General features: G+C 40.6%; 24 protein-coding genes. 15 read left to right on the top strand and 9 right to left on the bottom strand.

The window, feature by feature from the left end; all coding sequences use genetic code 11:
* Window positions 1-63: 63 nt before the first annotated feature.
* The 3 genes from NO991_RS09250 to NO991_RS09240 are packed head-to-tail and all read left to right on the top strand — an operon-like array spanning window position 64 to window position 3,067.
* Window positions 64-2,547, top strand: a complete 2,484-nt coding sequence (locus NO991_RS09250; protein WP_300542868.1) for a YdbH domain-containing protein — start codon at window positions 64-66, stop codon at window positions 2,545-2,547.
* The gene (locus tag NO991_RS09245; RefSeq protein ID WP_054551055.1) at window positions 2,540-2,722 is read left to right on the top strand and encodes a YnbE family lipoprotein; all 183 of its coding nucleotides are present in this window, start codon (window positions 2,540-2,542) and stop codon (window positions 2,720-2,722) included. Before NO991_RS09250 ends, NO991_RS09245 begins: the two co-directional genes overlap by 8 nt.
* A gap of 9 nt (window positions 2,723-2,731) precedes the next feature.
* Window positions 2,732-3,067 (top strand): YdbL family protein, encoded by a 336-nt coding sequence (locus tag NO991_RS09240; RefSeq protein WP_054551056.1) that lies wholly within the window; start codon window positions 2,732-2,734, stop codon window positions 3,065-3,067.
* Window positions 3,068-3,141: 74 nt separating this feature from the next.
* Here the strand turns inward: NO991_RS09240 and NO991_RS09235 are convergent, their stop codons facing one another.
* Both NO991_RS09235 and waaA read right to left on the bottom strand, forming a co-directional pair.
* Window positions 3,142-3,702: a DUF1415 domain-containing protein gene (locus tag NO991_RS09235; RefSeq protein WP_235377040.1), complete on the bottom strand. Its 561-nt coding sequence runs from the start codon at window positions 3,700-3,702 to the stop codon at window positions 3,142-3,144.
* 32 nt (window positions 3,703-3,734) lie between these two features.
* Window positions 3,735-4,994: a lipid IV(A) 3-deoxy-D-manno-octulosonic acid transferase gene (gene waaA, locus NO991_RS09230; RefSeq protein WP_300359116.1), complete on the bottom strand. Its 1,260-nt coding sequence runs from the start codon at window positions 4,992-4,994 to the stop codon at window positions 3,735-3,737.
* Between the two features lie 188 nt (window positions 4,995-5,182).
* Here waaA and NO991_RS09225 point away from each other — a divergent pair, with 188 nt between their 5' ends.
* Both NO991_RS09225 and hldE read left to right on the top strand, forming a co-directional pair.
* On the top strand, window positions 5,183-5,773 hold the full coding sequence (locus tag NO991_RS09225) for an SIS domain-containing protein (RefSeq protein ID WP_187489823.1): 591 nt from the start codon (window positions 5,183-5,185) through the stop codon (window positions 5,771-5,773).
* The gene (gene hldE, locus NO991_RS09220; RefSeq protein ID WP_300359122.1) at window positions 5,773-7,212 is read left to right on the top strand and encodes a bifunctional D-glycero-beta-D-manno-heptose-7-phosphate kinase/D-glycero-beta-D-manno-heptose 1-phosphate adenylyltransferase HldE; all 1,440 of its coding nucleotides are present in this window, start codon (window positions 5,773-5,775) and stop codon (window positions 7,210-7,212) included. The genes NO991_RS09225 and hldE overlap by 1 nt, the downstream gene beginning before the upstream one ends.
* Window positions 7,213-7,245: 33 nt before the next feature.
* Here the strand turns inward: hldE and NO991_RS09215 are convergent, their stop codons facing one another.
* Window positions 7,246-8,820, bottom strand: coding sequence for a capsule assembly Wzi family protein (locus NO991_RS09215; protein WP_300359125.1), 1,575 nt, complete (start codon window positions 8,818-8,820; stop codon window positions 7,246-7,248).
* A gap of 212 nt (window positions 8,821-9,032) precedes the next feature.
* On the opposite strand from NO991_RS09215, the gene NO991_RS09210 reads away from it, so the two are divergent.
* Both NO991_RS09210 and NO991_RS09205 read left to right on the top strand, forming a co-directional pair.
* Window positions 9,033-10,046, top strand: a complete 1,014-nt coding sequence (locus tag NO991_RS09210) for a glycosyltransferase family 1 protein (protein ID WP_300359128.1) — start codon at window positions 9,033-9,035, stop codon at window positions 10,044-10,046.
* Complete coding sequence (locus NO991_RS09205; RefSeq protein ID WP_300359131.1) at window positions 10,043-11,134, top strand: glycosyltransferase; 1,092 nt, start codon at window positions 10,043-10,045, stop codon at window positions 11,132-11,134. The genes NO991_RS09210 and NO991_RS09205 overlap by 4 nt, the downstream gene beginning before the upstream one ends.
* On the opposite strand, the gene NO991_RS09200 is transcribed toward NO991_RS09205, so the two are convergent.
* Window positions 11,135-11,854, bottom strand: a complete 720-nt coding sequence (locus NO991_RS09200; RefSeq protein WP_300359134.1) for a 3-deoxy-D-manno-octulosonic acid kinase — start codon at window positions 11,852-11,854, stop codon at window positions 11,135-11,137. It abuts the gene before it with no gap.
* 124 nt (window positions 11,855-11,978) lie between these two features.
* On the opposite strand from NO991_RS09200, the gene NO991_RS09195 reads away from it, so the two are divergent.
* From NO991_RS09195 to glpG, 6 genes are all read left to right on the top strand, one after another.
* Complete coding sequence (locus tag NO991_RS09195) at window positions 11,979-13,040, top strand: glycosyltransferase family 9 protein (protein ID WP_300359137.1); 1,062 nt, start codon at window positions 11,979-11,981, stop codon at window positions 13,038-13,040.
* Window positions 13,037-13,582, top strand: a complete 546-nt coding sequence (gmhB, locus tag NO991_RS09190; protein ID WP_138619224.1) for a D-glycero-beta-D-manno-heptose 1,7-bisphosphate 7-phosphatase — start codon at window positions 13,037-13,039, stop codon at window positions 13,580-13,582. Before NO991_RS09195 ends, gmhB begins: the two co-directional genes overlap by 4 nt.
* A 163-nt stretch (window positions 13,583-13,745) precedes the next feature.
* Window positions 13,746-14,942: a glycine C-acetyltransferase gene (locus tag NO991_RS09185; RefSeq protein WP_138599652.1), complete on the top strand. Its 1,197-nt coding sequence runs from the start codon at window positions 13,746-13,748 to the stop codon at window positions 14,940-14,942.
* A gap of 55 nt (window positions 14,943-14,997) precedes the next feature.
* The gene (gene tdh, locus NO991_RS09180; protein WP_054551064.1) at window positions 14,998-16,023 is read left to right on the top strand and encodes an L-threonine 3-dehydrogenase; all 1,026 of its coding nucleotides are present in this window, start codon (window positions 14,998-15,000) and stop codon (window positions 16,021-16,023) included.
* Between the two features lie 54 nt (window positions 16,024-16,077).
* Window positions 16,078-16,395 (top strand): thiosulfate sulfurtransferase GlpE, encoded by a 318-nt coding sequence (glpE, locus tag NO991_RS09175; protein ID WP_138599653.1) that lies wholly within the window; start codon window positions 16,078-16,080, stop codon window positions 16,393-16,395.
* Window positions 16,392-17,207, top strand: a complete 816-nt coding sequence (gene glpG, locus NO991_RS09170) for a rhomboid family intramembrane serine protease GlpG (RefSeq protein ID WP_300359146.1) — start codon at window positions 16,392-16,394, stop codon at window positions 17,205-17,207. Before glpE ends, glpG begins: the two co-directional genes overlap by 4 nt.
* A 41-nt stretch (window positions 17,208-17,248) precedes the next feature.
* Here the strand turns inward: glpG and NO991_RS09165 are convergent, their stop codons facing one another.
* Complete coding sequence (locus NO991_RS09165; protein WP_371351978.1) at window positions 17,249-17,617, bottom strand: flagellar basal body-associated protein FliL; 369 nt, start codon at window positions 17,615-17,617, stop codon at window positions 17,249-17,251.
* A 201-nt stretch (window positions 17,618-17,818) separates the two neighbouring features.
* On the opposite strand from NO991_RS09165, the gene NO991_RS09160 reads away from it, so the two are divergent.
* Window positions 17,819-18,364, top strand: coding sequence for a chorismate lyase (locus tag NO991_RS09160; RefSeq protein WP_187489831.1), 546 nt, complete (start codon window positions 17,819-17,821; stop codon window positions 18,362-18,364).
* A complete protein-coding gene (gene ubiA / locus NO991_RS09155; protein ID WP_300419588.1) occupies window positions 18,361-19,239 on the top strand; it encodes a 4-hydroxybenzoate octaprenyltransferase in 879 nt (292 codons plus the stop codon). Before NO991_RS09160 ends, ubiA begins: the two co-directional genes overlap by 4 nt.
* Here ubiA and NO991_RS09150 read toward each other — a convergent pair whose 3' ends face one another.
* From NO991_RS09150 to NO991_RS09135, 4 genes are all read right to left on the bottom strand, one after another.
* A complete protein-coding gene (locus NO991_RS09150; RefSeq protein ID WP_054551070.1) occupies window positions 19,240-19,860 on the bottom strand; it encodes a 2OG-Fe(II) oxygenase in 621 nt (206 codons plus the stop codon).
* A gap of 140 nt (window positions 19,861-20,000) precedes the next feature.
* Window positions 20,001-20,888 carry a LysR family transcriptional regulator gene (locus NO991_RS09145; RefSeq protein ID WP_054551071.1) on the bottom strand — a complete coding sequence of 296 codons (888 nt, stop codon included), beginning with the start codon at window positions 20,886-20,888 and terminating at the stop codon, window positions 20,001-20,003.
* Between the two features lie 119 nt (window positions 20,889-21,007).
* Entirely contained in the window at window positions 21,008-22,534 is a 1,527-nt protein-coding gene (locus NO991_RS09140; RefSeq protein ID WP_054551072.1) for a response regulator, read from the bottom strand.
* A gap of 51 nt (window positions 22,535-22,585) precedes the next feature.
* Window positions 22,586-22,993 carry a DUF2721 domain-containing protein gene (locus tag NO991_RS09135; protein ID WP_054551073.1) on the bottom strand — a complete coding sequence of 136 codons (408 nt, stop codon included), beginning with the start codon at window positions 22,991-22,993 and terminating at the stop codon, window positions 22,586-22,588.
* Between the last annotated feature and the right edge of the window lie 54 nt (window positions 22,994-23,047).

Genomic DNA, 23,047 nt, shown 5'->3' with positions numbered 1-23,047 from the left:
CTGAGAAGCGAGAAGCGAGAAGCGAGAAGCGAGAAGCGAGAAGCGAGAAGCAAGGAGAGTTTTTTGAGTTTTAAGCGGGCGTGTGTTGGGTTGCTAGGTATCGTGCTAAGCATGGTGCTGTTGGCGTATTTGTTCAGATTACCACTGACATCGTGGTACTTAACGCCTATGCTCAGTAAAAATGGCGCTGAGCTTCACTGCATTGATTGGTCATTAACTCGCAAGCTTGATTTGAATATCGAGAAATTATGCTTAACCTACCAAGGACAGCAAATAGAGTTAGCTGGCATTATTGCGAATAAGCAGCAGGTTAGTGTTTCTCGAGCCAATCTTATAATTAGTAATCAGAGTAATAATCAACAACCTGACACTTCACAACCTGAATTTAAAAAGCTTGCCTTGGTATTACCCGAGCAAAGACCGCTAATTCGCATTGAGCAGCTTGATGTAGTCTCACCGTTTACTGACACCCCTGTTAGGTTGGCGATACAAGAAAAACGCCTAAACCATTTTTCGATTTTGCGGGATCTTAATGCAGATGTTGAAATATCTAATTATGAAGTCAAAGCCAACATCACGTTTGATGAGCAAGTGGCAGAGCGATTCGTAACATTGCCAACAAGCAGCCACTTTACTATTCAATCACAGATTAAGTTTGATGGAATTACAGTTGCCATTGAAAGCTCAATCAATGCAAGTTATCAGCATGCTGTAGGGGAGTGTGACCTAGGTTTTGCCAGTGAAGGGCAATTGAGTGCTAAGTATCAATTAAATCAACAGCATTTATACGCGGATTTATCAGCTTTACAAAATCAACTGAGCGCAAAGCGAGACTGCTTAAACACCATCGCAGACCAGCAGCATCAATCATTTGTTGAAGCGCAGTTACCGCTTACTTGGCAGTTACACATTGAAAAACCAGTGAGTGTAGAAAGTAAGTTGCTATCAATCCCAACTGTAAAGCTGCAAGCTATAGAAGGGCAAAGTGAGGTGACAGTCAGTAATACATCCCTTTCTTTGCTGGATCCGCTCACATCACTGAATAGCCAAGTTAGCATTGATTTTAATAGTAAAGATATAGATGAGCTTAAGTTCAACGCGCATTTGCATGAAAGCAGCGTTAGCGCTGATTTTCAACTGTCGGTGGATTCACTACCTGCATTTTTAGATTTTCAGTCTGATGGCGCCTTGACTGAGGGTGTTGGGGTTGAAGGTATTGGGGCTAAAGGAAAGCTAAATATTGAAGGGTTATTTACTAGCCCTACAGCTAAACTGAATACTGATATCAGTGTTAAAAATGCCCTAATTTCGGGTGCTCAGATAACTGATTTTAGCAGCGCAATTAACGCTGAGTATAATGCCCAGCAGCACCTCGTTGTTAACGCTAATAGCAAGGTTAAATCATTAACTTATGATGATATTAACGCAGCAAAAATTAGCAATGAGCTTACTCTTAGTACAGATCTCAGTGTGGGGGAGTTATTTGCTGATATTGATGCCAAAACCACAGCCGCTAAATTATCAACAGCAGAGCTTAGCTTAAATAAGTTGTCAGTCGTTTCAAAGGCTCTTCAAAGCCGCGCCTTGCAGGCAACGCATCATGTGTTTGCCGATGGCTTTGAAGCGCTTGTTAGCCATCATATGTCTGAGGTTGCTCACCCATTTGAATTAGTGATACCAGAGCAGGCAGTATCCAAGCTAAACCCGATAATTGTTCAGTTTGAGCCGCTTGCTACAGTCACTGATGGAGTCGTTTCGGGCAATATAAAAGGGGATGTAAATCTTCAACAAGCACAAGGGCGCGTGCAAATAAGTAAATTCACTGCGCTTTATAATGATTATCTAGCGAATGATTTTGCAGTGAATTTGAACGGCACGTTTAATTCAGGGCAGCTTAATATTGTAGCGACTAAATTTACACTCAATGAACTGCGCGCAGGTGCCGTGGTCAAAAATATACAAGGTCAGTTGCAGGTAACAGCTAATCAGCCTTGCGTAGCTAATCTAACTGGTCAGGTTATGGGTGGGGCATTTGTGGTGAATAAGTTCTGCCCACTCAGTGATAGCCAAACCGCGACTGTTAAATTTGAAAATATTGATGCCAGTAAATTGGTCACCCTTGATGCTGAATCAGGAATTAGCTTAAGTGGGCGCTTAGCAGGCACCTTACCCGTTGTAATAAATAAACAGGGCATCGAGGTAAAGCAAGGGCAGTTAGTTAATCAGGGTGATGGTAAATTACTGATCACTAATAATGCGGGCTTTGAAGCGGTAAAAGCGCAGCAACAAGAGCTGAGTACCACGCTGAGTTTACTTGAGAATTTAGATATTAAAAAACTACGCAGCAGTGTTAATCTCAAACCGGATGGTTGGTTACATTTAGGTGTAAATTTAGAGGGTTATAATGAAGCGCAGCAGCAAGCAGTGAACTTTAATTATAATCATGAAGAGAATGTATTTACTTTACTTAGAGCGCTGCGTTTAAGTGATGAAATTACTCAAAGAGTTGAGAAAGAGTATGCAAAAAAAGGAAGCAATGATGGCTAAGTGGTTAGTAATGCTCACGGCGGTAGGCATGCTGAGTGCCTGTACCCACCGTGTTGAGGTGGCAGCAAAAGAGCCGATTACAATCAACTTAAATGTAAAAGTTGACCATGAGATCCGCGTAAAAGTGGATAAAGAACTAGATACCTTATTCAGTGATGACAGCGAATTATTCTAAGGAGCACACATGCGTAAATTACAACTTAAAAAACTAAATGTGATCACCTTGATCAGTGCTGTTTGTTTATCTTTCTCTGCTTGGGCTATCAGCCTTGATGATGCAAAAAGCCAAGGCCTAGTGGGTGAAGACAGCTCAGGCTATTTAGGTTTAGTGGTTAATAACAGCGAAGCAAAAGCGGTCGTTGATGAAATTAATGCAAAGCGTAAAGAGCAATATTTAAAACTTGCGAAAAAGAACAATCTTTCGTTAGCGCAAGTTGAAGCCCTTGCAGCTGCTAAAACTATCGAGAAAACGAAGCCGGGTCACTACATTGAAGTGAACGGTGAGTGGGTAAAAAAATAACTCACTAAATTTAATAGCTATAAAAACAAAAAGCCAGCATTACTGGCTTTTTATCTATAGAACGCTGGTAGGTGTTAGCGCTTATCGATGCAGTTTTGCAGTAGCTGCTGCCAAAAATCGATGCCTTTGCGTCTTGTAAGTTTAATGTTGTGCTCTGGGATGGATTCGGGTTCATCGTAGTTGTCTAACGCTTCGCTCATGCTGGCTTCGCGGATTAAATGCAGTGTTGGGTAAGGTGCACGATTCGTATAGTTTGCAGCATCGCTGTCATCGCTATCAGCAAATACATAGTTAGGATGAAAGTTGGCTATTTGATACTTACCTTCATAGCCTTGCGCAGCTAAAAGCGCATTGGCTAAATCGACTAAATCTAAGAACTCTTCAAAATCTTTAAAGCCTTGCTCAAACATCAACAAAGTGGTTTCGCGCTCTGCTTGTTGGTCTAACGCGCTACATTGCTCAAGCATATCCATTACTGCATCATCAAGCGTAATAGACTGACTAATTTGATAATGAATGCAATTGCTTTCTACTTCTTTACGGGCAAACGGGCAGAAATTGTATTTTACGATTACGCTTGATACCCATTCGCGCGTTTGTATTTCTGGGCGATTTATCGCTTGCTTTGAAGTCACATTATTTCTCTATTCTATTTTACTTTTCTATCTTACTTTTCTAAGTAATGCTCAATTAATTTAACCGTTTTACTAATGGCGCCTTGGTTGTTAGCAACGCATTTCTGAGCTTGTTGACCGAGCTTAATAGTCTCTTGTACATCACTACTCAAAGCGATAAGTGTGTCAGCAAGGTGATTTTCATCGGTAACAGTTTTTGCTCCTTGAGCACTAATCAGCTCAGGATAAATATGGTCAAAGTTATAGGTATGAGGACCTGCTAATACGCCAACAGAAAACGCTGCTGACTCTAACGGATTATGGCCGCCTCGCTCGATTAAACTACCACCAACATAGCTGATGTTTGCCACACCATATAAGCATTGTAACTCACCTAACGTATCAGCTAACACAACTTGTTGGTTGTTATAGTTATCTTCACTGCGACGACTAAAGCTCAAATTTGAACTTTTTAATATCTCTGCGACTTTATCAAATTGCTCTGGGTGACGTGGAGCAATAATCAAAAGAGCGTTGGGTAACACTTTTAACAGCTTCTTATGAGCAGTTAAAATAAGCTCGTGTTCAATAGGGTGAGTAGAGCCTGCAACCCAGATAAATCGCTCGTTGTTATATTGGTTTTTAAGTGCTGCGACTTTATTTAATTGCTCATCTGTAGGCATGATATCAAATTTAATTGAGCCAAATACGCGTGCCTTTTCAGGCTTTAAACCAAGTTCAATAAAGCGTTTTGCATCATCTTGATTATGGCTGGCCAGATCGCTAATAGAGTGCATGATCACCTTAGTTAAAGGCATTACCTTTTGGTAGCCTTGCTGTGATTTAGCTGAAAGCCGGGCATTTAAAACAAGTACCTTTGTGCCGTTATTGTTGCTTTGCGCCATCAGGTTTGGCCAAAGCTCAGTTTCTAAAATACACAGTACCTTTGGCTGGATACGTTTTAAAAATCGCTTCGTAGCGAAGAAAAAATCAATCGGTAAATAACAGCAGCTAAGCGCATCTTTAAAGTTATTTTTTATTTGTTCTCGACCCGTTGGGGTATTGCAGGTTACTAAAATAGTAAGTGTTGGGTTTTCTGATTGAACGGCCTTTATAAGCGGCGTTGCAGCTAACACTTCACCGACAGAGGCACAATGAAAAACAACATCGTGATGAGATAAGTTAGAAAAGCCAAAGCGCTCAGCAAAATGTTCACGGTAACCCTTATTCTTTTTGCCGCGTAAAACATACAGGTAAAAAACAACCAGTGGGCTTAGTAGGTATAAAAGTAAAGAGTATAAAATGCGTGCCATAATTTTTAATATATAGAGTTTTAGGGTAGTTTAACGCTAATCGAGCTGTTGCCAATAGTTAGTCTACATATAACTGTAATTATCCAGTCGATATTCATAAAAGTACGATAAACTGAACACAAAGAAATAAATCTGTGGAATAATAACATTATTACTCCTGCCAAAGTTTGTTCCAAAGAGGGATATTCATGCCTAAATTAGATTCTGTAGCAGCAAGCTACTTAGAAAGTTTGAACCGCCATCAAATGTTATTTGAAACGATGGATACATATCACCCAGAAGTGATGCAATTACTTGAAGCATGTCACAGCGCTTTGCAAGCAGGTGGTAAGGTAATTTGGTTTGGTAATGGCGGAAGTGCGGCTGATGCACAGCATTTAGCTGCTGAGTTTGTTGTACGTTACAAATTGGAGCGCGGTCCACTTGCTTCTATCGCATTGACAACAGATACCTCAATTTTAACCGCTCACAGTAACGACTATCATTTTGATACTGTATTTGAGCGCCAAGTGCAGGCGTTATGTAAACCTGAAGATTTAGTGATTGGCTTAACCACCTCTGGTACTAGCCCTAACATCAACCTCGCACTGGCTGCAGCAAATGAAATTGGCGCTTTTACGGTGGCATTAACAGGCCGAGATGGCGGTAAAGTAAAAGATATCGCTAAGCTACCGATTATCATTAAAAATGATGAAACAGCGCGTATCCAAGAGGCGCATATGTTCATCGGACATTGGCTATGCGAAGCCATCGATATGGTTGTTGCGGAGCAAAAGTAATGGATTTAGCGTTACTAAAAAACCTTTCAAAGGCACGTATTTTGGTCGTTGGTGATGTCATGCTAGATAGATATTGGCATGGCGATTCAGGACGTATTTCGCCTGAAGCCCCAGTACCTGTTGTTAAAGTCAGTAAATTTGAAGACAAAGCTGGTGGTGCAGCAAACGTAGCAAAAAATATTGCTCGTTTAGATGGTAGAGTGGGCCTACTAGGATTAATTGGTGAAGATGAAAGTGGGCAAATCCTCGAAACAATTTTAAGTTCAGAGAAAATTGATTCGCAATTAGTGAGTGTTTGCGATTTACCGACTATTTCTAAAATGCGAGTAATCAGCCGTCATCAGCAAGTTGTTCGATTAGACCTTGAAGAAAGCTTTACTGAGCAACACAGCCAATTGTTATTAAACCGTTTAGAGCTGGTTTTAGATGACTACGATTTTGTGTTGTTTTCTGACTACAACAAAGGCTCTCTGAGCTTAATTCAACAAATGGTTCAGGTTGCAAAGAAAGCAGGTAAAACAGTTCTTATTGATCCTAAATCATCTGATTTAAACTTATACCGTGGTGCCGATTACATAACCCCTAACTTAAACGAATTTAAGCTTGCTGGTGGTTTGACGGACTCTGAGCAAAACTTGACTGACAGCGCACGTAAGCTAATCACTGAAGCGGGCATCGCTGCGATGCTATTAACGCGCTCAGAGCAGGGTATGTCGTTAATCAGCCAAGCAGAAAAACATGATTTTGCGGCCCAGCAGCTTGAAGTCAGCGATGTTACTGGCGCCGGCGATACCGTAATCGCGACGCTTGCCGTGATGCTTGGTGCGGGTATGGCAGCAAAAGATGCGGTTGAAATTGCCAACCTTGCTGCCGGAATTGCGGTGAGTAAACTGGGTGCCGCAACCGTGTCGCCAGAAGAGTTGAGCCGTAAGCTTGGTCAATATTTGCAGCAAACTGGTGAGCATTACCAAACGCCGTTTGAAGATGTGCTTCAGCATATTGAGTTTGCTAAGCAAAATGGTGAAAAAATAGTGTTCACTAATGGCTGCTTTGATATTCTTCACGCAGGCCATGTACGCTATCTTGCTCAGGCTAAAGCGCGTGGCGAGAGACTTGTTGTTGGCTTAAATAATGATGAATCAATCACTCGCTTGAAAGGTCCAGAAAGACCGATTAATCCATTGGATGAACGTGCCATGGTATTAAGTGCACTGGCGTCAGTTGACTGGGTTATTCCATTTGGCAGTATTGAAGAAAATGACACGCCAGCTAAGCTTATTGAGCAAATTAGCCCTGATGTATTAGTAAAAGGCGGCGATTATACCGTTGACCAAATTGCCGGTGCAGATCATGTATTACGCCATGGCGGCAAAGTCGAAGTACTTGAGTTTCTTAATGGTTGCTCAACATCAAACGTTATTAGCAAAATCAAAAGTTAATAAAAAAGCCAACATTTGTTGGCTTTTTTGATTCTAAAAGTTCATTTCATATTTCATAAATGCGGAGGTTTCAGTGTCTGATTCCCCCATTGATTTATTTTTAGCAGCCAGGGCACCGAAAGAGATTCTTCCTTGTAATGCTAACATTCTGTAGCGCAGTTCTAGTTGTGTGCTATCAATGGCATTTTTAGTGATTGTATGCCCTAAATCTGGGTTGCTAGGGTATCTATCAACGTTATCTTTGTTGTAATCAACCTGACGCAGTTTAACTTGCCAATCGTTACCATTTCTATGTTGCCCAAGCACAGTGAGTACAAGGGACTCTGTGTCGTTATCAAATGTAGAACCGATTGTTCTTCCTTGGTAACGATAACCAGAATGATAATCTGAATGTTCATAATAACAATCATTAGTTATTTGTACGTTAGGGGTTGATTCATCACCAGAGCAAGAAACCACAGTATCAATGTATTCAATGTTTATTTTGATATTTTGCTCTGCAAATGGAATTATTGTTTCTATGCCTGCTAAATACGCTCTGTCTGCGGGCTTAAAGTAGCTACTAGCATCTTCTCCAATCGTACTTAAATAAATAGCGTACGGGTATGAATAGAGAGTATCTGACCAGCGTAAATCAATACCTGCCAGTTGGTTGCCTAATTTTGACTTTTCAGAATTACTACAATCTTGCGAACCATCAGAACAGGTACTTTTCCCTGAAACCATTTCAAAGAAGTCTTTTATAGAATTCGGTTTGCCATCCCCGCCCCATTGTGCAGACCAGCTTAGAGCAACCTCAAGTTGCTGAATTGGTCTAAAGTTCACTCGGCTACTCCAAAGTAGCGCATCAGGGACTGCTCGGGTAGATTCAAGCTTAGCCATTTGAGTTGTTAAGCTCCAAGGACCAATCCAACTCAACCAAGCTGATTCAAAAGCGGTGGCTTTTTCACGACTAATGCTGAAAGCTTGTAAAGGTTTACTATTCGCTGTGAGAATTAGACTGTTGTCAACACCTGGTCCCCAGAATTGTTCAACTGCACCTGCACGAAAGACCCAATTGCCAATTTTATAGGCAAGGTAACTATGGTCAAAAGTAATATCATCACAATCAGTAAGAGCTTGATGATCTTCAGCTATGTCTGATTGTTCCATGCCCTCTAGGTAGCATTTTCTACCATCAGAACGATAATTAACTGCTAGTTTACCTGCTAAACTTTCACCTAAAAAACTATAAGCGACGGTCGCTTCTGATTTTTGTGTGTTGGTGGCGCCAAAACTCGTGGCTGGTAATGTATCTGTTGATAGAAAAACTTCGCTATGGAAGTTGTACTGTTCGGTATTTTCGGCTTTATATCTGTGCTTTACACGAAGTAAAGCATCTTGAACAAAACTAGGTAATTGCTCTAGTGTGGTGTCATTTAATTCATCAATAAAACTATTCCACATTAGCGGGTATGTAGTTACAGGGGCTTTAATCACTCCTGTATCCGCTAATAATTGAATGTCGGCTCTTAAGCCATAATCGTCTGGTTTAACCCAAGGTTCAGCAGCTAGAGGTAGACTAAATGCGCTAGCAAGAGCGAGTAATAAAAGTGTTTTTTTAGGCAATGCTTAATTCTCGGTTTGTTTTTTGGGACTAGAAGTCTACCAACCCTACATGATGATTGCAGTAAATAATTCACAACGAGCAATTCGTCTAGGTATCGTAAAAGGAACTCAATTTGATGTATAATCTGGCAAATTTTATAATTTAAAGTGTAATGGAAAAAAAACGCCTTTTATTTATCCCCGTGTCATCATCTGAAGGAATAGGTGAATACATGCGTTCGTTATCATTTGCTCATTATTTAGATGAGAATTTTCCCGATCGTTTAGACATCCACTTTTTATTAAATAAACATACAAATTACGCCCTTGATTGCCCATTTGATACAACACTGATAGAGCAATCAGCGACAAAAGAAACGCGTAAAGTTAATCAATTAATTGAAACATTAAAGCCTAACTTGGTTGTTTTTGATTGTGCAGGTAGAGCAGCCCAAATGAAAACAGCAAAGCGTGCAGGGGCTAAAGTGGTGTTTATTTCACAGCATAATAAAAAAAGAGCGAAAGGCTTAAAGCTAAATCGTTTAAATTTAATAGATAAACATTGGGTTGCACAACCTGACTATTGTATTGAAAAAATAAGCTTCAGTGAGCGATTAAAGCTTAAGCTCTTCCCTTTGTCACCTCCGGTAAATGTGGGTCCTTTCTTCTCTCAGTCATCAAATACCGAAACGTATCAATTGTTAGCTCAGTTAAATCTTACGAATGAAGGTTATTTTTTAGTAAATGCTGGATCAGGTGGGCACGGTGAAAAAAACCAGTTATTTGCTGATATTTTTTATCAAGCAGCGAAGAAAATAGCTGCTGAAACAGGCTTGAAAGGTATCGTTGTTTTTGGTTCTAACTACCCAAACGTTCTACCTAAAGATGATACCCTGATCATTTTAAAAAGTTTACATGCAAGTGAATTTGTTGGTGTATTAGCACATGCTAAATTTGCAGTGTTATCAGCAGGGGACAGTTTATTACAAGCTATTTCACTCAAAGTCCCCACTGTTGCTGCAGCAATTTCCAAGGACCAACCGAAACGTTTGCAAAACTGTGTTGAAAGTAACTTAACTTTAGCCGCAGATCCAACGTTAGACAGTTTAAGTGACGCTGTTAAACGATTACTGGAACCTGCAACTTATCAAGCAACTAAAAACGTTTTGGCGAAAATAAAACCGCATAATGCCAAGAAAGAAATGCTGCAAGGCGTGTCTGAGTTATTGTTTGGGGTTTCTAAATGAAGGTTGCCATAGTTATTGATTCTTTGGTTGGCGGTGGGGCTGAGAAAGTGATGCTGACGCTGGCTGGCGAGCTTTTGGCTCAACAACATGAAGTTGTCATTCTTAGTTTAGCGAATTCGATTGAATATACCTTACCATCACAACTAAATGTTGAATGTTTGTTTGACCATAAAGCAAAAAAAGTTGATAGGTTCTGGCAACTAAAAAAAAGCGTAAAACGTATCGAAAATTGGTTTGCACAATACCAATCTAAAAACGGGGAATTTGATCTCGTTTTATCAAATTTAGATCGCAGTAATAATTTGCTAATTTGCAGTACTATTAAACATGTTTTCTATGTCATTCATAACTCAATTACGGCTGAGTTAAATAGACAAAAGAAACTTGGACCATTTGCTTATCAATATTTACTGAAAAGTAAAAAGCGCTTGTCAGGACAAAACTTAATTTGTGTTTCTGAAGGTATTGAAAGTGAAATTAAGCAGCAAAAGTTGATTGCTCCCCGCAGTATCACAACAATTTTTAACCCGTTTAATGTTCAAAGCATAGTCAAAAAAGCGAGTGAAACTGAGTTAGGATTACCACGTGAGCCCTATATTATTCACGTTGGTCGTTTAGCAAAACAAAAAAGACATGATGTTTTATTTTCAGCATTTGCAAATTTAAATACATCCCATAAGCTTGTTTTATTATGTAATAAAGTTAATAAAGCCGCCAAACTTGGTCGCCAACATGGTATTGAAGATAGGCTTATTTTGCCTGGCTTTCAGCAAAACCCATATGCTTGGATTAAAGGTGCTGATGCTTTGGTACTGAGTTCTGATTATGAAGGATTACCTACTGTTCTCATTGAGGCGCTCATACTGGGTACGCCAGTTGTAAGCACCGATTGTACTCATGGACCAAAAGAAATCTTAACGGGTAGTTTAGCCAAGTATTTAGTTCCTACAAATAACCCTGGGGCTTTAACTCAGGCTATTGAGTCTGTGTTAAACGATAAGCCAGAGGTTGATGATGCAGAAATACTATCAAAAATACCATCAACAAAAGTTGCTGAAAGTTATTTAGCATTGGCCCAAAATCGATAATTAGTTCAGCAATGCTTGGTAGTCACACACCAGTGACTGCCAATCACTTTGTTGCCAATGCATCACTTCATTACGGCCTTGCTCTTTTGCAAATGAACGGGCAAGGCGTTTGATATTCTCTGTTTGCCAGCTAGCATGTGGCTGTTTGATTTCACCGCGGTCAAAGTCAATGATAAACACCTTACCTGTATCATCGAACAAGATGTTATTGATGTTTAAATCTGCGTGATAGACGCCATGATTGTGAAATTCGCTGAGAGTGACTGCTATCGCTTTTAGCTCAGACTGGCTAAGTGGACGCGTGATTAAAATATCTAACACGCTTTTGGCGCCTGTTACTGCTTCGGTGATGATATCGCCGCGATAGATTAAGCCGTGGTTGGTCACTTTTGCCGCAATGGGTGTCGGCACATTTAGGCCAAGCTCAAGCAAACGCATCATCAGTGTAAATTCTTTATAGACACGAGTTTGCTTCAAACCAACATATAGGTACTGATCGCTCAGTAACTTACCAATTAAACCACCACGCCAATAGTGACGAAGAACGCCTGTAAGCTGTTGATGTTTAAAAAACCACGCTGTTGCGCGACCTTTTTTTGCACCAACGATTTTATCTTGTTGTTGCCAATAATTGGCATCGAACCACTGTTGCGTGAGCTCATCTTTATAAGCTGGGTGACACAAAAGGGTGGTGTTCTGCAGATGCTGAGTTTCAAACATAACAACTTCAAGATTAAATAAAATTAGCGCTATCTTACCGTATTTTTAGCTTTTCGCATAAGTGCTTGCATTAGCATCAAGTTAATTTAAGATCGCATATTATTTGCTGTAGCTAAGGGCGCACGTGACTCAATCAACCTCCTATTCAGATATTTGTATTTTAAGGCTTTCGGCTATTGGTGATGTATGTCATGCCGTATCAGCAGTGCAAGCAATTCAAAAGGCACAACCGAAGGCAAAAATTACCTGGGTGATTGGTAAAGTTGAGGCTATGTTACTGGCCGATTTACCAGGTGTTGAGTTTGTTGTGTTCGATAAAAAGCAGGGCAAACAGGCTTATCAGCAACTAAAAGACACTTTCAAGGGGCGTAAATTTGATGTGCTCTTACATATGCAAGTCGCACTCAGAGCGAATCTAGCAGCCCGCTGTATTCCTGCAAAGGTCAAAGTGGGGTTTGATTGGGCTCGCTCAAAAGAGTTACATAGCTTGTTTATTAATAAGCGTATTGCCCCGCAATCAGAGGCGCATGTATTAGAAGGCTTTAAAGGCTTCGCTCAAGCAATTGGGTCGTCTGATTACAAACCTCAATGGCAAATGCCAATTACTGAGCAGCACCAACAAGCAGCCGATGCGCTATTAGGCGAGGAGCGTTTAGCCGGGCGTATTTTTGTTATCTCGCCTGCGGCAAGTAAAAAAGAGCGAAATTGGTTACCTGAGCGTTATGCTGCACTTGCTGAACACGCTCATCAACAAGGCTTTTCGGTGGTTATTACTGGCGGCCCAACCCCTTTAGAGATTGAACTTGCCGAGCAAATTATCGCGCATTGTTCGGCACCTGTGCTTAACTTAGTAGGGAAAACTCAACTAAAAGAACTGTTATGTGTTTTGAAACGTGCGGCGTTAGTGTTAGCTCCAGATACTGGGCCTGCGCACATGGCCGTAACGGTAGGAACACCTGTTATTGGTTTGTATGCCCACTCAAACCCAAAACGCACAGGACCTTATTTGTATCAAGAGTATGTTGTTGAGGTTTATCACCAAAACTTACGTGAACAAACAGGCAAAACAGCGCAACAGCTACCTTGGGGAACACGCGTTAAAGGGGCTGATTTAATGGCGCAAATAAGTGTAGAAAAGGTGATTTCGATGTTTGACCACGTGGTAGATAAAGAGCAATTGTCATGAGCAAAGTTTTATTTTTAGACCGTGATGGTGTGGTCAATATTGATCATGGCTATGTATACAAACCAGAAGAGTTTGAATTTGTACCCGGTGTATTCGAAGCGTGCAAAGCCTTCGCCGACGCTGGTTATAAAATTGTGGTAGTAACTAACCAATCGGGGATTGGCCGTGGTTATTATTCAGAGCAAGATTTTTCCAACCTTACTGAGTGGATGAAGGGCGAATTTTTACGCCATGGCGTTACAATTCTTGATGTCTATTTTTGTCCGCATCATCCAAGCAAGGCTGAGCCTGCTTATTTGCAAGAGTGCAACTGTCGCAAGCCTGCTCCGGGTATGCTGTTACAAGCCATCGATGAGCATCAAATCGACCCATCACAAAGTATTATGGTCGGTGATAAGCTTGGCGACCTTATTGCCGCTGAAAGAGCCAATATCGCGACCCGTGTTTTAGTTCGCTCAGGGCAAAGTTATGCTGAGTCAACAGAACAACATGCCGATATTGTTTGTGAATCTTTAGCTGATTTACCCAATTTATATTTGTAATTTATGAGGTAAGACCAGTTTAAGTTCACAAACCCACACCAGTTGAGGGTTTGCGACGAACTGCAAACAGTGCAATTGTTCGTCTAAGCTTTTACAATAGGTGCAAAATTTAAATTCATGCTAATCATTTCTGATTAGGTACAAGAATATGTGGAGATTACAGATGAGAGCATCTGCGTTTTTTAATCAGTTGCAGCAGCAAATTGATGAAGTGAAAGCTGAGGGCTTATACAAAAGCGAACGTGTTATCACGTCGCAGCAACAGGCTCAAATTGAAGTTGCCTCTGGTGATAAGGTTATTAACTTTTGCGCTAATAACTACCTTGGCTTAGCAAATAGCCCAGCGTTAATTAAAGCTGCTCAACAAGGCCTTGATGAGCACGGTTTTGGTGTAGCGTCTGTGCGCTTTATTTGTGGTACTCAAGATATCCATAAAACTTTAGAGCAAAAGATCTCTGAGTTCTTAGAAACAGAAGACACCATTCTTTACTCATCATGCTTTGATGCAAACGCAGGTTTATTCGAAACAATTCTAGGTCCAGATGATGCGATTATCTCTGATGCACTAAACCATGCTTCGATCATTGATGGTGTACGACTTTGTAAAGCAAAGCGTTTCCGCTATGCAAATAACGATATGAGTGACCTTGAAAAGCAACTTATTGCTGCTGATGAAGCGGGCGCTAAAACTAAGTTAATCGCTACTGACGGCGTTTTCTCAATGGACGGCGTTATTTGTAACCTTGAAGCGGTTTGTGACCTTGCCGATAAATATGATGCATTAGTGATGGTTGATGACTCTCACGCTGTTGGTTTTGTTGGTGAAAATGGTAAAGGTACGCCGGAGTACTGCGGTGTACTAGACCGTGTTGATATCATCACGGGTACCCTTGGTAAAGCACTTGGTGGCGCATCAGGCGGTTACACATCAGGTAAAAAAGAAATTGTTGAGTGGTTACGCCAGCGTTCTCGTCCTTATCTTTTCTCAAACTCACTTGCACCATCAATTGTTACTGCATCAATTAAAGTACTTGAGATGCTAAGCAATGGCGGCGAGTTACGCGCTAAACTTTGGGATAACGCAAAGTATTTCCGTGAACAAATGGAAGCTGCAGGGTTTACCTGTGCAGGTAAAGACCACGCGATTATCCCTGTCATGTTAGGCGATGCTAAAGTTGCCTCAGCCATGGCTGACAAATTACTTGCTGAAGGTATTTACGTAACAGGTTTCTCATTCCCAGTAGTACCTAAAGGCCAAGCACGTATCCGTACGCAAATTTCTGCGGCGCATACAAAAGAGCAATTAGATACCGCTATTGCTGCCTTTACCCGTATTGGTAAAGAAATGGGTGTTATCTAATTTTATTTCCTAAACCGAAGCTTTTGCTTCGGTTTTGTTTAATTGAGTATAAATCATGAAAGCATTATCTAAATTAAAAGCAGAACCAGGGATCTGGATGACTGATGCGCCAAAACCTGAAGTTGGCCATAACGATCTGCTTATTAAAATCCGCAAAACAGCAATTTGTGGAACAGATGTCCATATTTATAAATGGGATGAGTGGGCACAAAATACAATTCCTACGCCAATGGTTGTTGGTCACGAATATGTAGGTGAAGTGGTCGATATGGGTCAGGAAGTACGTGGTTTCCAAGTTGGCGACCGTGTTTCTGGCGAAGGCCATATTACCTGTGGTCACTGTCGTAACTGTCGCGCCGGTCGTGTGCACTTATGCCGTAATACAACAGGTGTTGGTGTAAACCGTGAAGGTGCATTTGCTGAATACCTTGTGATCCCAGCTTTCAACGCATTTAAAATTCCAGATAACATTCCTGATGAACTAGCATCAATCTTTGACCCATTCGGTAATGCAGTACACACAGCGTTGTCGTTTGACTTAGTCGGTGAAGACGTATTAATCACAGGTGCTGGCCCAATTGGTATCATGGCAGCTGCTGTTGCCAAACACGTGGGTGCACGTCATGTGGTTATCACCGATGTGAACGAATACCGTCTAGATTTAGCGCGTAAAATGGGCGCGACTCGTGCTGTAAACGTAGCAACTGAAAAGCTTGAAGATGTAATGAAAGAGCTTGGCATGACTGAAGGCTTTGATATTGGTCTTGAAATGTCAGGTGTGCCAGTAGCATTTAACAGCATGCTAAACAACATGAATCACGGTGGTAAAATTGCCATGTTAGGTATTCCACCTTCAGATATGGCGGTTGATTGGAACCAGGTTATTTTCAAAGGTCTAATCATTAAAGGGATTTATGGCCGTGAAATGTTTGAAACTTGGTACAAGATGGCGAGTCTAATTCAGTCAGGTCTTGATCTGAAACCAATTATCACTCACCAGTTCTCTGTGGATGACTTCCAAGCAGGCTTTGATACAATGATTTCAGGCCAATCAGGTAAAGTAATCCTCAACTGGGATTAACACCGAGTAATTTTATAAGGCGGCTTTGGCCGCCTTTTTAGTTTAGAGAGTACTATGTCGTATAAACATATTTCAGTGAGCGAAACATTTGCGCTGTTAGATAAAGAAGAGGTTGTGATTGCTGATATTCGCGATCCTAACTCATTTCAAACGGGTCATATCCCAGGTGCTGAGCACTTATCAAATGCTAACATCAGCGATTTTATGATGCATAAAGAGTTTGATCAGCCAATCATCATCGTTTGTTATCATGGTGTGAGCTCTCAAGGTGCTGCAAGCTATTTAGTTGAGCAGGGGTTTGAAGACGTATACAGCATGGATGGTGGCTTTACAGCTTGGCAAGCGCAACTTCCGGAGCATATTGAACGATGATTGAGTTGGGTAGCATAAATAATCCTCGCGCCGCACAAGGCTTTATAGATTACATCAAAAGTAAGGGCTTACATGGTGAGCTACGCTCGCAAGATGGACAAACAGTGATTATTTGTGTTGCTCCAGAGCACTTTCATCAAGCCCAATCTCTTTGGCAGGAGTTTGCGGCTAACCCTCATGACGAAAAATACCAACAAGCTTCATGGCAGGTGGGCAGTACACGATCGCCTCTGTCATATCAAGGCCAATCACTTAATTTAAAAGCCCGTTTTAAGGCATTAAGCTGGCTAAACCGTACAGTTACTCTAGTCTCGATAGCTATATTTGTGGCCTTCTTATTAGGTGGTTTTGAAACTATTTACAGTATGTTGCAGTTTAATCCTGCACAGCCTCTAACTTGGTTTACACCTGCCATTGTGCACTTTAGCGCTATTCATCTTATTTTTAATTTGATCTGGTGGATGACGCTGGGTAACGATATAGAAAAACGCAGTGGCAAATTAACCTTAGTGGGTTTATTTTTAGTGACGGCATTCATTAGTAACTGGGCACAGTTTTTAGTAGTTGGGCCTAACTTTGGTGGTCTAAGCGGCGTTGTGTATGGTTTACTGGGTTTTTGTTGGATCTACAGCGTAATGAGGCCAACAGAGCCGCCACTAGTAAGTAATAGCATTGTCGGTTTTATGCTGGTATGGCTTATTCTAGGCTTTGTAGATATGTTGCCTGTGAGTATGGCGAACTGGGCGCATTTAGCGGGGTTATTGGCTGGTATGGCTTATGCCGTGTCAGACAAGCTGCTTTCACGCAAATAATCGCGTAAATAAAAGTGGCGGCTAATGCCGCCATCTTACAATTAATGATATAAATACTTAGTAAATAACACTTCTCGGACAATCTCTTGTCCTGTTTCTTGTTTTAGTAGTGCTTTTAGCTTTTCGGTGCAGCGCTTTCTTATTTCTTCGCGGCCGGTAAGCGATTTAATGTTTTCTTCAGGCTCTTTTGAGAGTATTTCAACAATCGCATCACGCAATAGTGGAGTGTGATGTTCTACGATTGCGATATCAGATAGATCATTGAGCATGAGATCCACCGTAATACGAACATAGCCAAGTTTTTTATTACCTTGACCTATGTAGTTAGTGATGATGTCAGGCTCAAAACCAAAGTAGCCAACATTTGATTCAGCGCGAACAGACCAACTTGTTGCAGTAACAAGTAGCATGCTTATCAAGTAAATTGATAACAATGATTTTTTCATAGTTAAGAATATTCCACCCTTTCAATGATTTTTAGTCTATACCCAAATTCACTTAAGATACAGGCTGTTCTGCGTTTTTTAACCCAGCTTGAGATTAAATCATGACTTTTGCCAAACGTGCAGCAGTGATATCATTTGCACGGTTTTTAAAAATAATGAGTCGTTGTGATCACATTCCCAGTTTCATTAGCTGCAAATTGGCAGCCTGCTTCAGCATTTCCAGATTTGACGCAACAACAGCAAAGTTGGTTGCTTGAAGCTGGGTCATTAACAGCTAAGCTTAAAAGTCACTGTCAGGTCTTTTCAGTTAAAGTTTTAAACGAAGCACCTTTTGACTTAACCCGCGAGCAACAAGCATTACTCAATACCTCTTTAAGTCAGGCATTAAATCGCGAAGTGTTACTACTATGCGATGGTAAACCAATGGTTTATGCACAAAGCTGGTTGCCGGCAGATGATACATTAAAAAAGCAGCAGTTACTAAGTATGGGGACAAGGCCGCTGGGCGATGTTATTTTTCAAGACCCAAACTTATCGCGCACTGAAATAGAAGTTGCTGAGTTTTCACAGCAGCACGCTATTCAAGCTTTAATAGCTGAAATAGGCTACTCTTCACAAGCACTGTGGGGAAGACGCAGTGTATTTAGCTTATCTAATGCTCATTTTCTCGTGGCTGAAGTATTCTTACCTGGAGCGTATATCTACCTATGAAGCTAGCTGCACTTAAGGTCGCACATATAGCTTACTATAAGCAATTAATGCGTACCGATAAGCCAATAGGCACTTTATTATTATTGTGGCCTACTTACTGGGCGCTATGGCTTGCCGAGCTTGGCACGCCTAGCTTATTAAATTTTGTGGTATTTAGTTTGGGTGTCTTTGTGATGCGCAGTGCTGGGTGTGTAATTAATGACTTTGCCGATCGTAAAATTGATGGCTCAGTTAAGCGCACAGCCCAGCGACCGCTAGCAGCAGGTTTGGTATCAAGTGGTGAGGCTCTGAGCTTATTTGTACTGCTCATTGTGGTGGCGTTTGGCTTAGTGTTAACACTTGGATGGTCAACGATTTTACTATCGTTTGGTGCTTTAGCACTGGCGTTCTGTTATCCATTTATGAAGCGCTACACCCAGCTGCCGCAAGTTGTACTTGGCGCGGCATTCAGTTGGGCTATTCCAATGGCCTATATGGCATCAATTGGCTCAGTACCATTAGAAGCCTGGCTCCTATTTATCGCGAATCTTGTTTGGACTGTGGCTTATGACACCATGTATGCCATGGTTGATAGAGATGATGACTTAAAGATTGGCGTTAAATCGACAGCAATCTTGTTTGCCAGCTATGACAGACATATCATCTTTTTACTCAATGCCTTATTTATTGCGATTCTTGCTTACATAGGTATGAGTCATCAGCTTGGCTTGCCATATTGGCTGGGCTTAGCTGCAGCGGTTGGTTTTTTACTTTATCAACAAACGCTTATTCATAAACGAGAGCGAGAGCCTTGCTTCAAAGCATTTTTGAATAATCACTATGTGGGGTTAGTGATTTTTATCGGTTTAGCAGCATCCTTGCCACTGTCCTTTTAATTATCTTGGTGGGTCGATAATACCGCTGATTGAGGCATTTTTTCTGAACCAACCCGCAATTGAGTAGCGTACATCGTTTGCGGGTAATACTTCATGCATAAAGCGTTCGCTTTCAAACATCACCAATAAGCCCGCTTGAGGTTTAATGACTATTTCAATCTCTTTACTCTTTGGTTTGTAGATCACCAATTCACCGCCAGATTCTGGCGTATTTAAGTAACAAACCGTTGTAAAAATGCGATTAGAACGGCCTTTGAAGGCATCATAGTGCTTTTTATAAAAGTCACCTTGTTGATACTTTGCATAATGGCATTCATAGTCAAATAAGCCTAAATAAAAGCCACGGTTTAACTGTGTCTTTATTGCTTCCATGGTCGCCAGATAAGTAATTTGTGCTTGGCTTGAGCTATCAAACCAAAAGGTTTTATCTTTACGCACAGTTTTATCTATTTGTTGGTCGTTTAATCGGCCAATACCTGCGGTATGAAAATGCGGATTAATGCGATAGCAATCGGCAATTAAATCAGCAATTAAGCTTTCATTAATCGCGTTTTCAACAACAGCATAACCAGTACGTTCAATAGCATCTAAGTATGTGTCGGTAATAAGCGGTGCGGTCATTCATGTGCACAATCAAAAAAAGGTGCGTAAGTGTATATGAAAAATTGTGTGATGCACGCTTTTTATGCAGTAAAAATGAAGAAATAAAAAAAGATTGGCTAGCCTGATTAATTACAGGCTAGCAGTAGATTAAATAGCTTCTAACCTTGGCTTGAAAGGGCCGTTTTTTCAATGAGATCGAGTAAGTGGCTAACGTGAGAATTCTCATTGATTTGTTGGTTTGTTTGGATTATTAGCTGGTCGTGTGCGATACCTTTATTAGTTTTTAATAATAGTAACTCCGGATCAGATGACACACTATTAGCATGCTCAATGCTGGCAATCGCGATATGGTTTGATTTTTTCAGACCATCCATAACTTGTTCAATACTGCCTACTTTGATGCTTGATGTTTTATCAAAAGAATCAATTGCATCGTTTAGCATAGATTGCACTTGTTTTGACTGTGAAAAACAGCTGTACATAGGGTAGTCAGCTAAGTCGCGTTTACTAATGTCACTTTTATTTGCAAGCGGGTGATTTTTAGCCACGAAAATGATTAGTTGATCAGGTAAATGTATATCGCTGCCAATGCTGTTCATCGCTTGCGAACATACACTGATATCAATTTCACCTAATTGCAGTTTACGTACTAGTTCACTTTGCTCTTGCAGCTGCATCTCGATTTTCACATGAGGGTACTGCGCTAAAAACTGACCGCAAGAAACAGGCACAACCGTGCTCGCTTTGTTGGTGTAGCCAATAATCAGTTTTTCACTTGCGCAGCCGTTTAATGATTCAAATAAATGCTTCTTGGTTTCTTCAAGATTGTCGAGAGTTTGTTTTGCATACTCTAGGAAAAGCTCACCTTCTTTGGTTAACTTTACTGAGCGAGTAGAGCGAGTAACTAGCTCATAACCAATTTCATCTTCAAGTGTTTGAATACTGCGAGTTAATGCAGAAGTGCTTATTTGAGTTTTCTCTGCAGCTTGGCGGAAATGCCTTAGCACGCCTAATGCTACGAATTGTTCAAGTTGTTCAAATCTCACTTTAATAGTCCCTTGTTATAAGTAAGCCCTACATCCAGGCGGTACAATTTTACATCACGAGAGGCATAGTAAAGTATTGTACCCGTATTGGGAAGTACTTGTTTTACAGAAAAGTTACATCAATCAGGATAACGTTCCTTAATTTCTAAGAAAAGCGCTAAATTTTCAAGTAGCTGATCGACTAAAATTGGATCAAAATGTTTCCCACGTTGCTCTTTTATCAATGAGAGAGCATCATCGAGTGGCCATGCTTTTTTGTAGCATCGGTCACTGCAAAGTGCGTCAAATACATCTGCAATTGCAGTAATTCGACCAACAATATCGATATTATCACCAATTAGTCCTTGCGGATAACCAGTTCCATCCCATTTTTCATGGTGTTGGTAGGAAATTAAGGCCCCACAGTTTAATATTTCGTTTGTTGAGTTTTTTAGTATTTCATAGCCAGTTTCGGCATGAGTTTTCATTATTTCCCATTCTTCATCAGTGAGTTTACCAGGCTTATTTAGAATCTTGTCTGGAATACTAATTTTACCAATATCATGTAATGGTGAAGCCAGTTTAATGATTTCACAGCGGAACGAATCCAAGCCATATAATTTTGCGAGTAACTCACTGTACAAAGCGACACGTTTAACATGTGAGCCAGTTTCCTTTGAGCGCTTTTCGACTGCTTCGCCAAGAATATACGACAACTCTTTTTGTGACTCTTTGACCATTTCTCTAAGCTTTAAGTTGTCATAAGCAAGTGCGATATTATTGGCGTAAAATTCTAGCAGTTGATAGTCTGTATTCTGCAGCTTTGAACCTTTATTGACATACAACATAGTTTCAAGGCCTGCTTTTGTTGGAAAGTAGCCAATGTAATCTGTGCTGTTTTTTAAAGACGATTTTCTTTCATGTGCATCAATAAATAAGTTTTTTACATCCTCAGGAATTTTATTTTTACATGGAGTTGGTTCAACACCTGAAGCGGCAAGTAATTGAAAGTCATTAGCTGGCGATGATTGCAGGTTAACCGCAGCGGCACAATATATTTCTCTGTCACTTATCCCCATTACGTTAGTAACATGGTTTAAAATTGTGGAGGCAAACTCTTGTACACTATCACATTTTAGGAAATTGGCTGAGGCATTGATAATTTGTTCGAGGCCATGTTTATGATGATCAATAATCTGAATATCACGATGTGAACGTAGCGCTGAATAGAGCAAAGTTTTCATTTTTATCGCGGTGAGCTCAGTTTTATTTTTGTAATCATTGATATCGTAATCACGAATGATGGCTTCTTCAGGGGCTTCCCCAGGCTGACCTGTACGCAGTATTAAACGTATATCATGGTTTTCTATTTCATCGCGAATGTATTGAATGAGATCGAGGCCTGCGTGGTTTGTTTCCATTACCACATCAACAAGCGCCACTGAAAATGGAGTACCTTTACCTAAAAGCTCTCTCGCTTCAGCAGCAGAATAGGCATGATAAAAGCGAAGCGCTTTATTTTCAAAAGTGAACCCAGCTAATACTAGTTTCGTAACTTGATGAATATCTTCTTCATCATCAACAACAAGAATATGCCAGTATTCAGCCTCTTCCGTACCTACATTATTTTCTTCTAAGGATTCTTCAGAAAATAAAAAATCATCCACAAAAGCACCACTTATTGTTGTATCTCATACAATAAGTATAGAGGGTGAATTTTACTCTGCCTTATCTGAAAGAGGTTTTTTTTCGATATTTTTCAATTCAATCTCGATTGCATCGCAAGAAATGTGGATCTCATACAAAGAGGTGAGAAGCGACAAGGCTAAGCACGCGAGGCTGATGCCAAATAAAATGATTCCAGTAGTATTAAATTCTATAAATAATGCAAACATTGATAAGGTACACATTAAAAAAGAGGCAACACCATAAACTTGCATTACGCGAATTAATTTAATGCGTTTTCTTAAATTGGTAATCTGTGCAACAACTAATGGGCGGATACTTTCCCCTTCACGTGCATTGAGTTCTCGAATAAGCTGAGCAAGCACCAAAAAACGGTTGGTGTAAGCAAGTAACAGTAAAGAAATTGCTGGGAATAACAATCCCGGTGTTGTTAAAGTCATGTGGCTACCTTGAAATAAGCATTGCAGCGAAGTTAGTTGCTAGCCTAGTTTAGG

Source organism: Pseudoalteromonas sp. DY56-GL22, assembly GCF_041414715.1.
Classification (GTDB): domain Bacteria; phylum Pseudomonadota; class Gammaproteobacteria; order Enterobacterales; family Alteromonadaceae; genus Pseudoalteromonas; species Pseudoalteromonas simplex.
The sequence above is the reverse complement of the archived record's forward strand: the minus strand, read 5'-3'. Positions and strand labels throughout refer to the sequence as shown.

Bases quoted from the DNA above. Each gene is read 5' to 3' on its own strand.
- NO991_RS09245 (WP_054551055.1), top strand. From the start codon at position 2,540: ATGGCTAAGTGGTTAGTAATGCTCACGGCGGTAGGCATGCTGAGTGCC.
- NO991_RS09240 (WP_054551056.1), top strand. From the start codon at position 2,732: ATGCGTAAATTACAACTTAAAAAACTAAATGTGATCACCTTGATCAGT.
- waaA (WP_300359116.1), bottom strand. From the start codon at position 4,994: ATGGCACGCATTTTATACTCTTTACTTTTATACCTACTAAGCCCACTG.
- NO991_RS09225 (WP_187489823.1), top strand. From the start codon at position 5,183: ATGCCTAAATTAGATTCTGTAGCAGCAAGCTACTTAGAAAGTTTGAAC.
- hldE (WP_300359122.1), top strand. From the start codon at position 5,773: ATGGATTTAGCGTTACTAAAAAACCTTTCAAAGGCACGTATTTTGGTC.
- NO991_RS09210 (WP_300359128.1), top strand. From the start codon at position 9,033: ATGCGTTCGTTATCATTTGCTCATTATTTAGATGAGAATTTTCCCGAT.
- NO991_RS09205 (WP_300359131.1), top strand. From the start codon at position 10,043: ATGAAGGTTGCCATAGTTATTGATTCTTTGGTTGGCGGTGGGGCTGAG.
- NO991_RS09200 (WP_300359134.1), bottom strand. From the start codon at position 11,854: ATGTTTGAAACTCAGCATCTGCAGAACACCACCCTTTTGTGTCACCCA.
- gmhB (WP_138619224.1), top strand. From the start codon at position 13,037: ATGAGCAAAGTTTTATTTTTAGACCGTGATGGTGTGGTCAATATTGAT.
- NO991_RS09185 (WP_138599652.1), top strand. From the start codon at position 13,746: ATGAGAGCATCTGCGTTTTTTAATCAGTTGCAGCAGCAAATTGATGAA.
- tdh (WP_054551064.1), top strand. From the start codon at position 14,998: ATGAAAGCATTATCTAAATTAAAAGCAGAACCAGGGATCTGGATGACT.
- glpE (WP_138599653.1), top strand. From the start codon at position 16,078: ATGTCGTATAAACATATTTCAGTGAGCGAAACATTTGCGCTGTTAGAT.
- glpG (WP_300359146.1), top strand. From the start codon at position 16,392: ATGATTGAGTTGGGTAGCATAAATAATCCTCGCGCCGCACAAGGCTTT.
- NO991_RS09165 (WP_371351978.1), bottom strand. From the start codon at position 17,617: ATGCTACTTGTTACTGCAACAAGTTGGTCTGTTCGCGCTGAATCAAAT.
- ubiA (WP_300419588.1), top strand. From the start codon at position 18,361: ATGAAGCTAGCTGCACTTAAGGTCGCACATATAGCTTACTATAAGCAA.
- NO991_RS09150 (WP_054551070.1), bottom strand. From the start codon at position 19,860: ATGACCGCACCGCTTATTACCGACACATACTTAGATGCTATTGAACGT.
- NO991_RS09135 (WP_054551073.1), bottom strand. From the start codon at position 22,993: ATGACTTTAACAACACCGGGATTGTTATTCCCAGCAATTTCTTTACTG.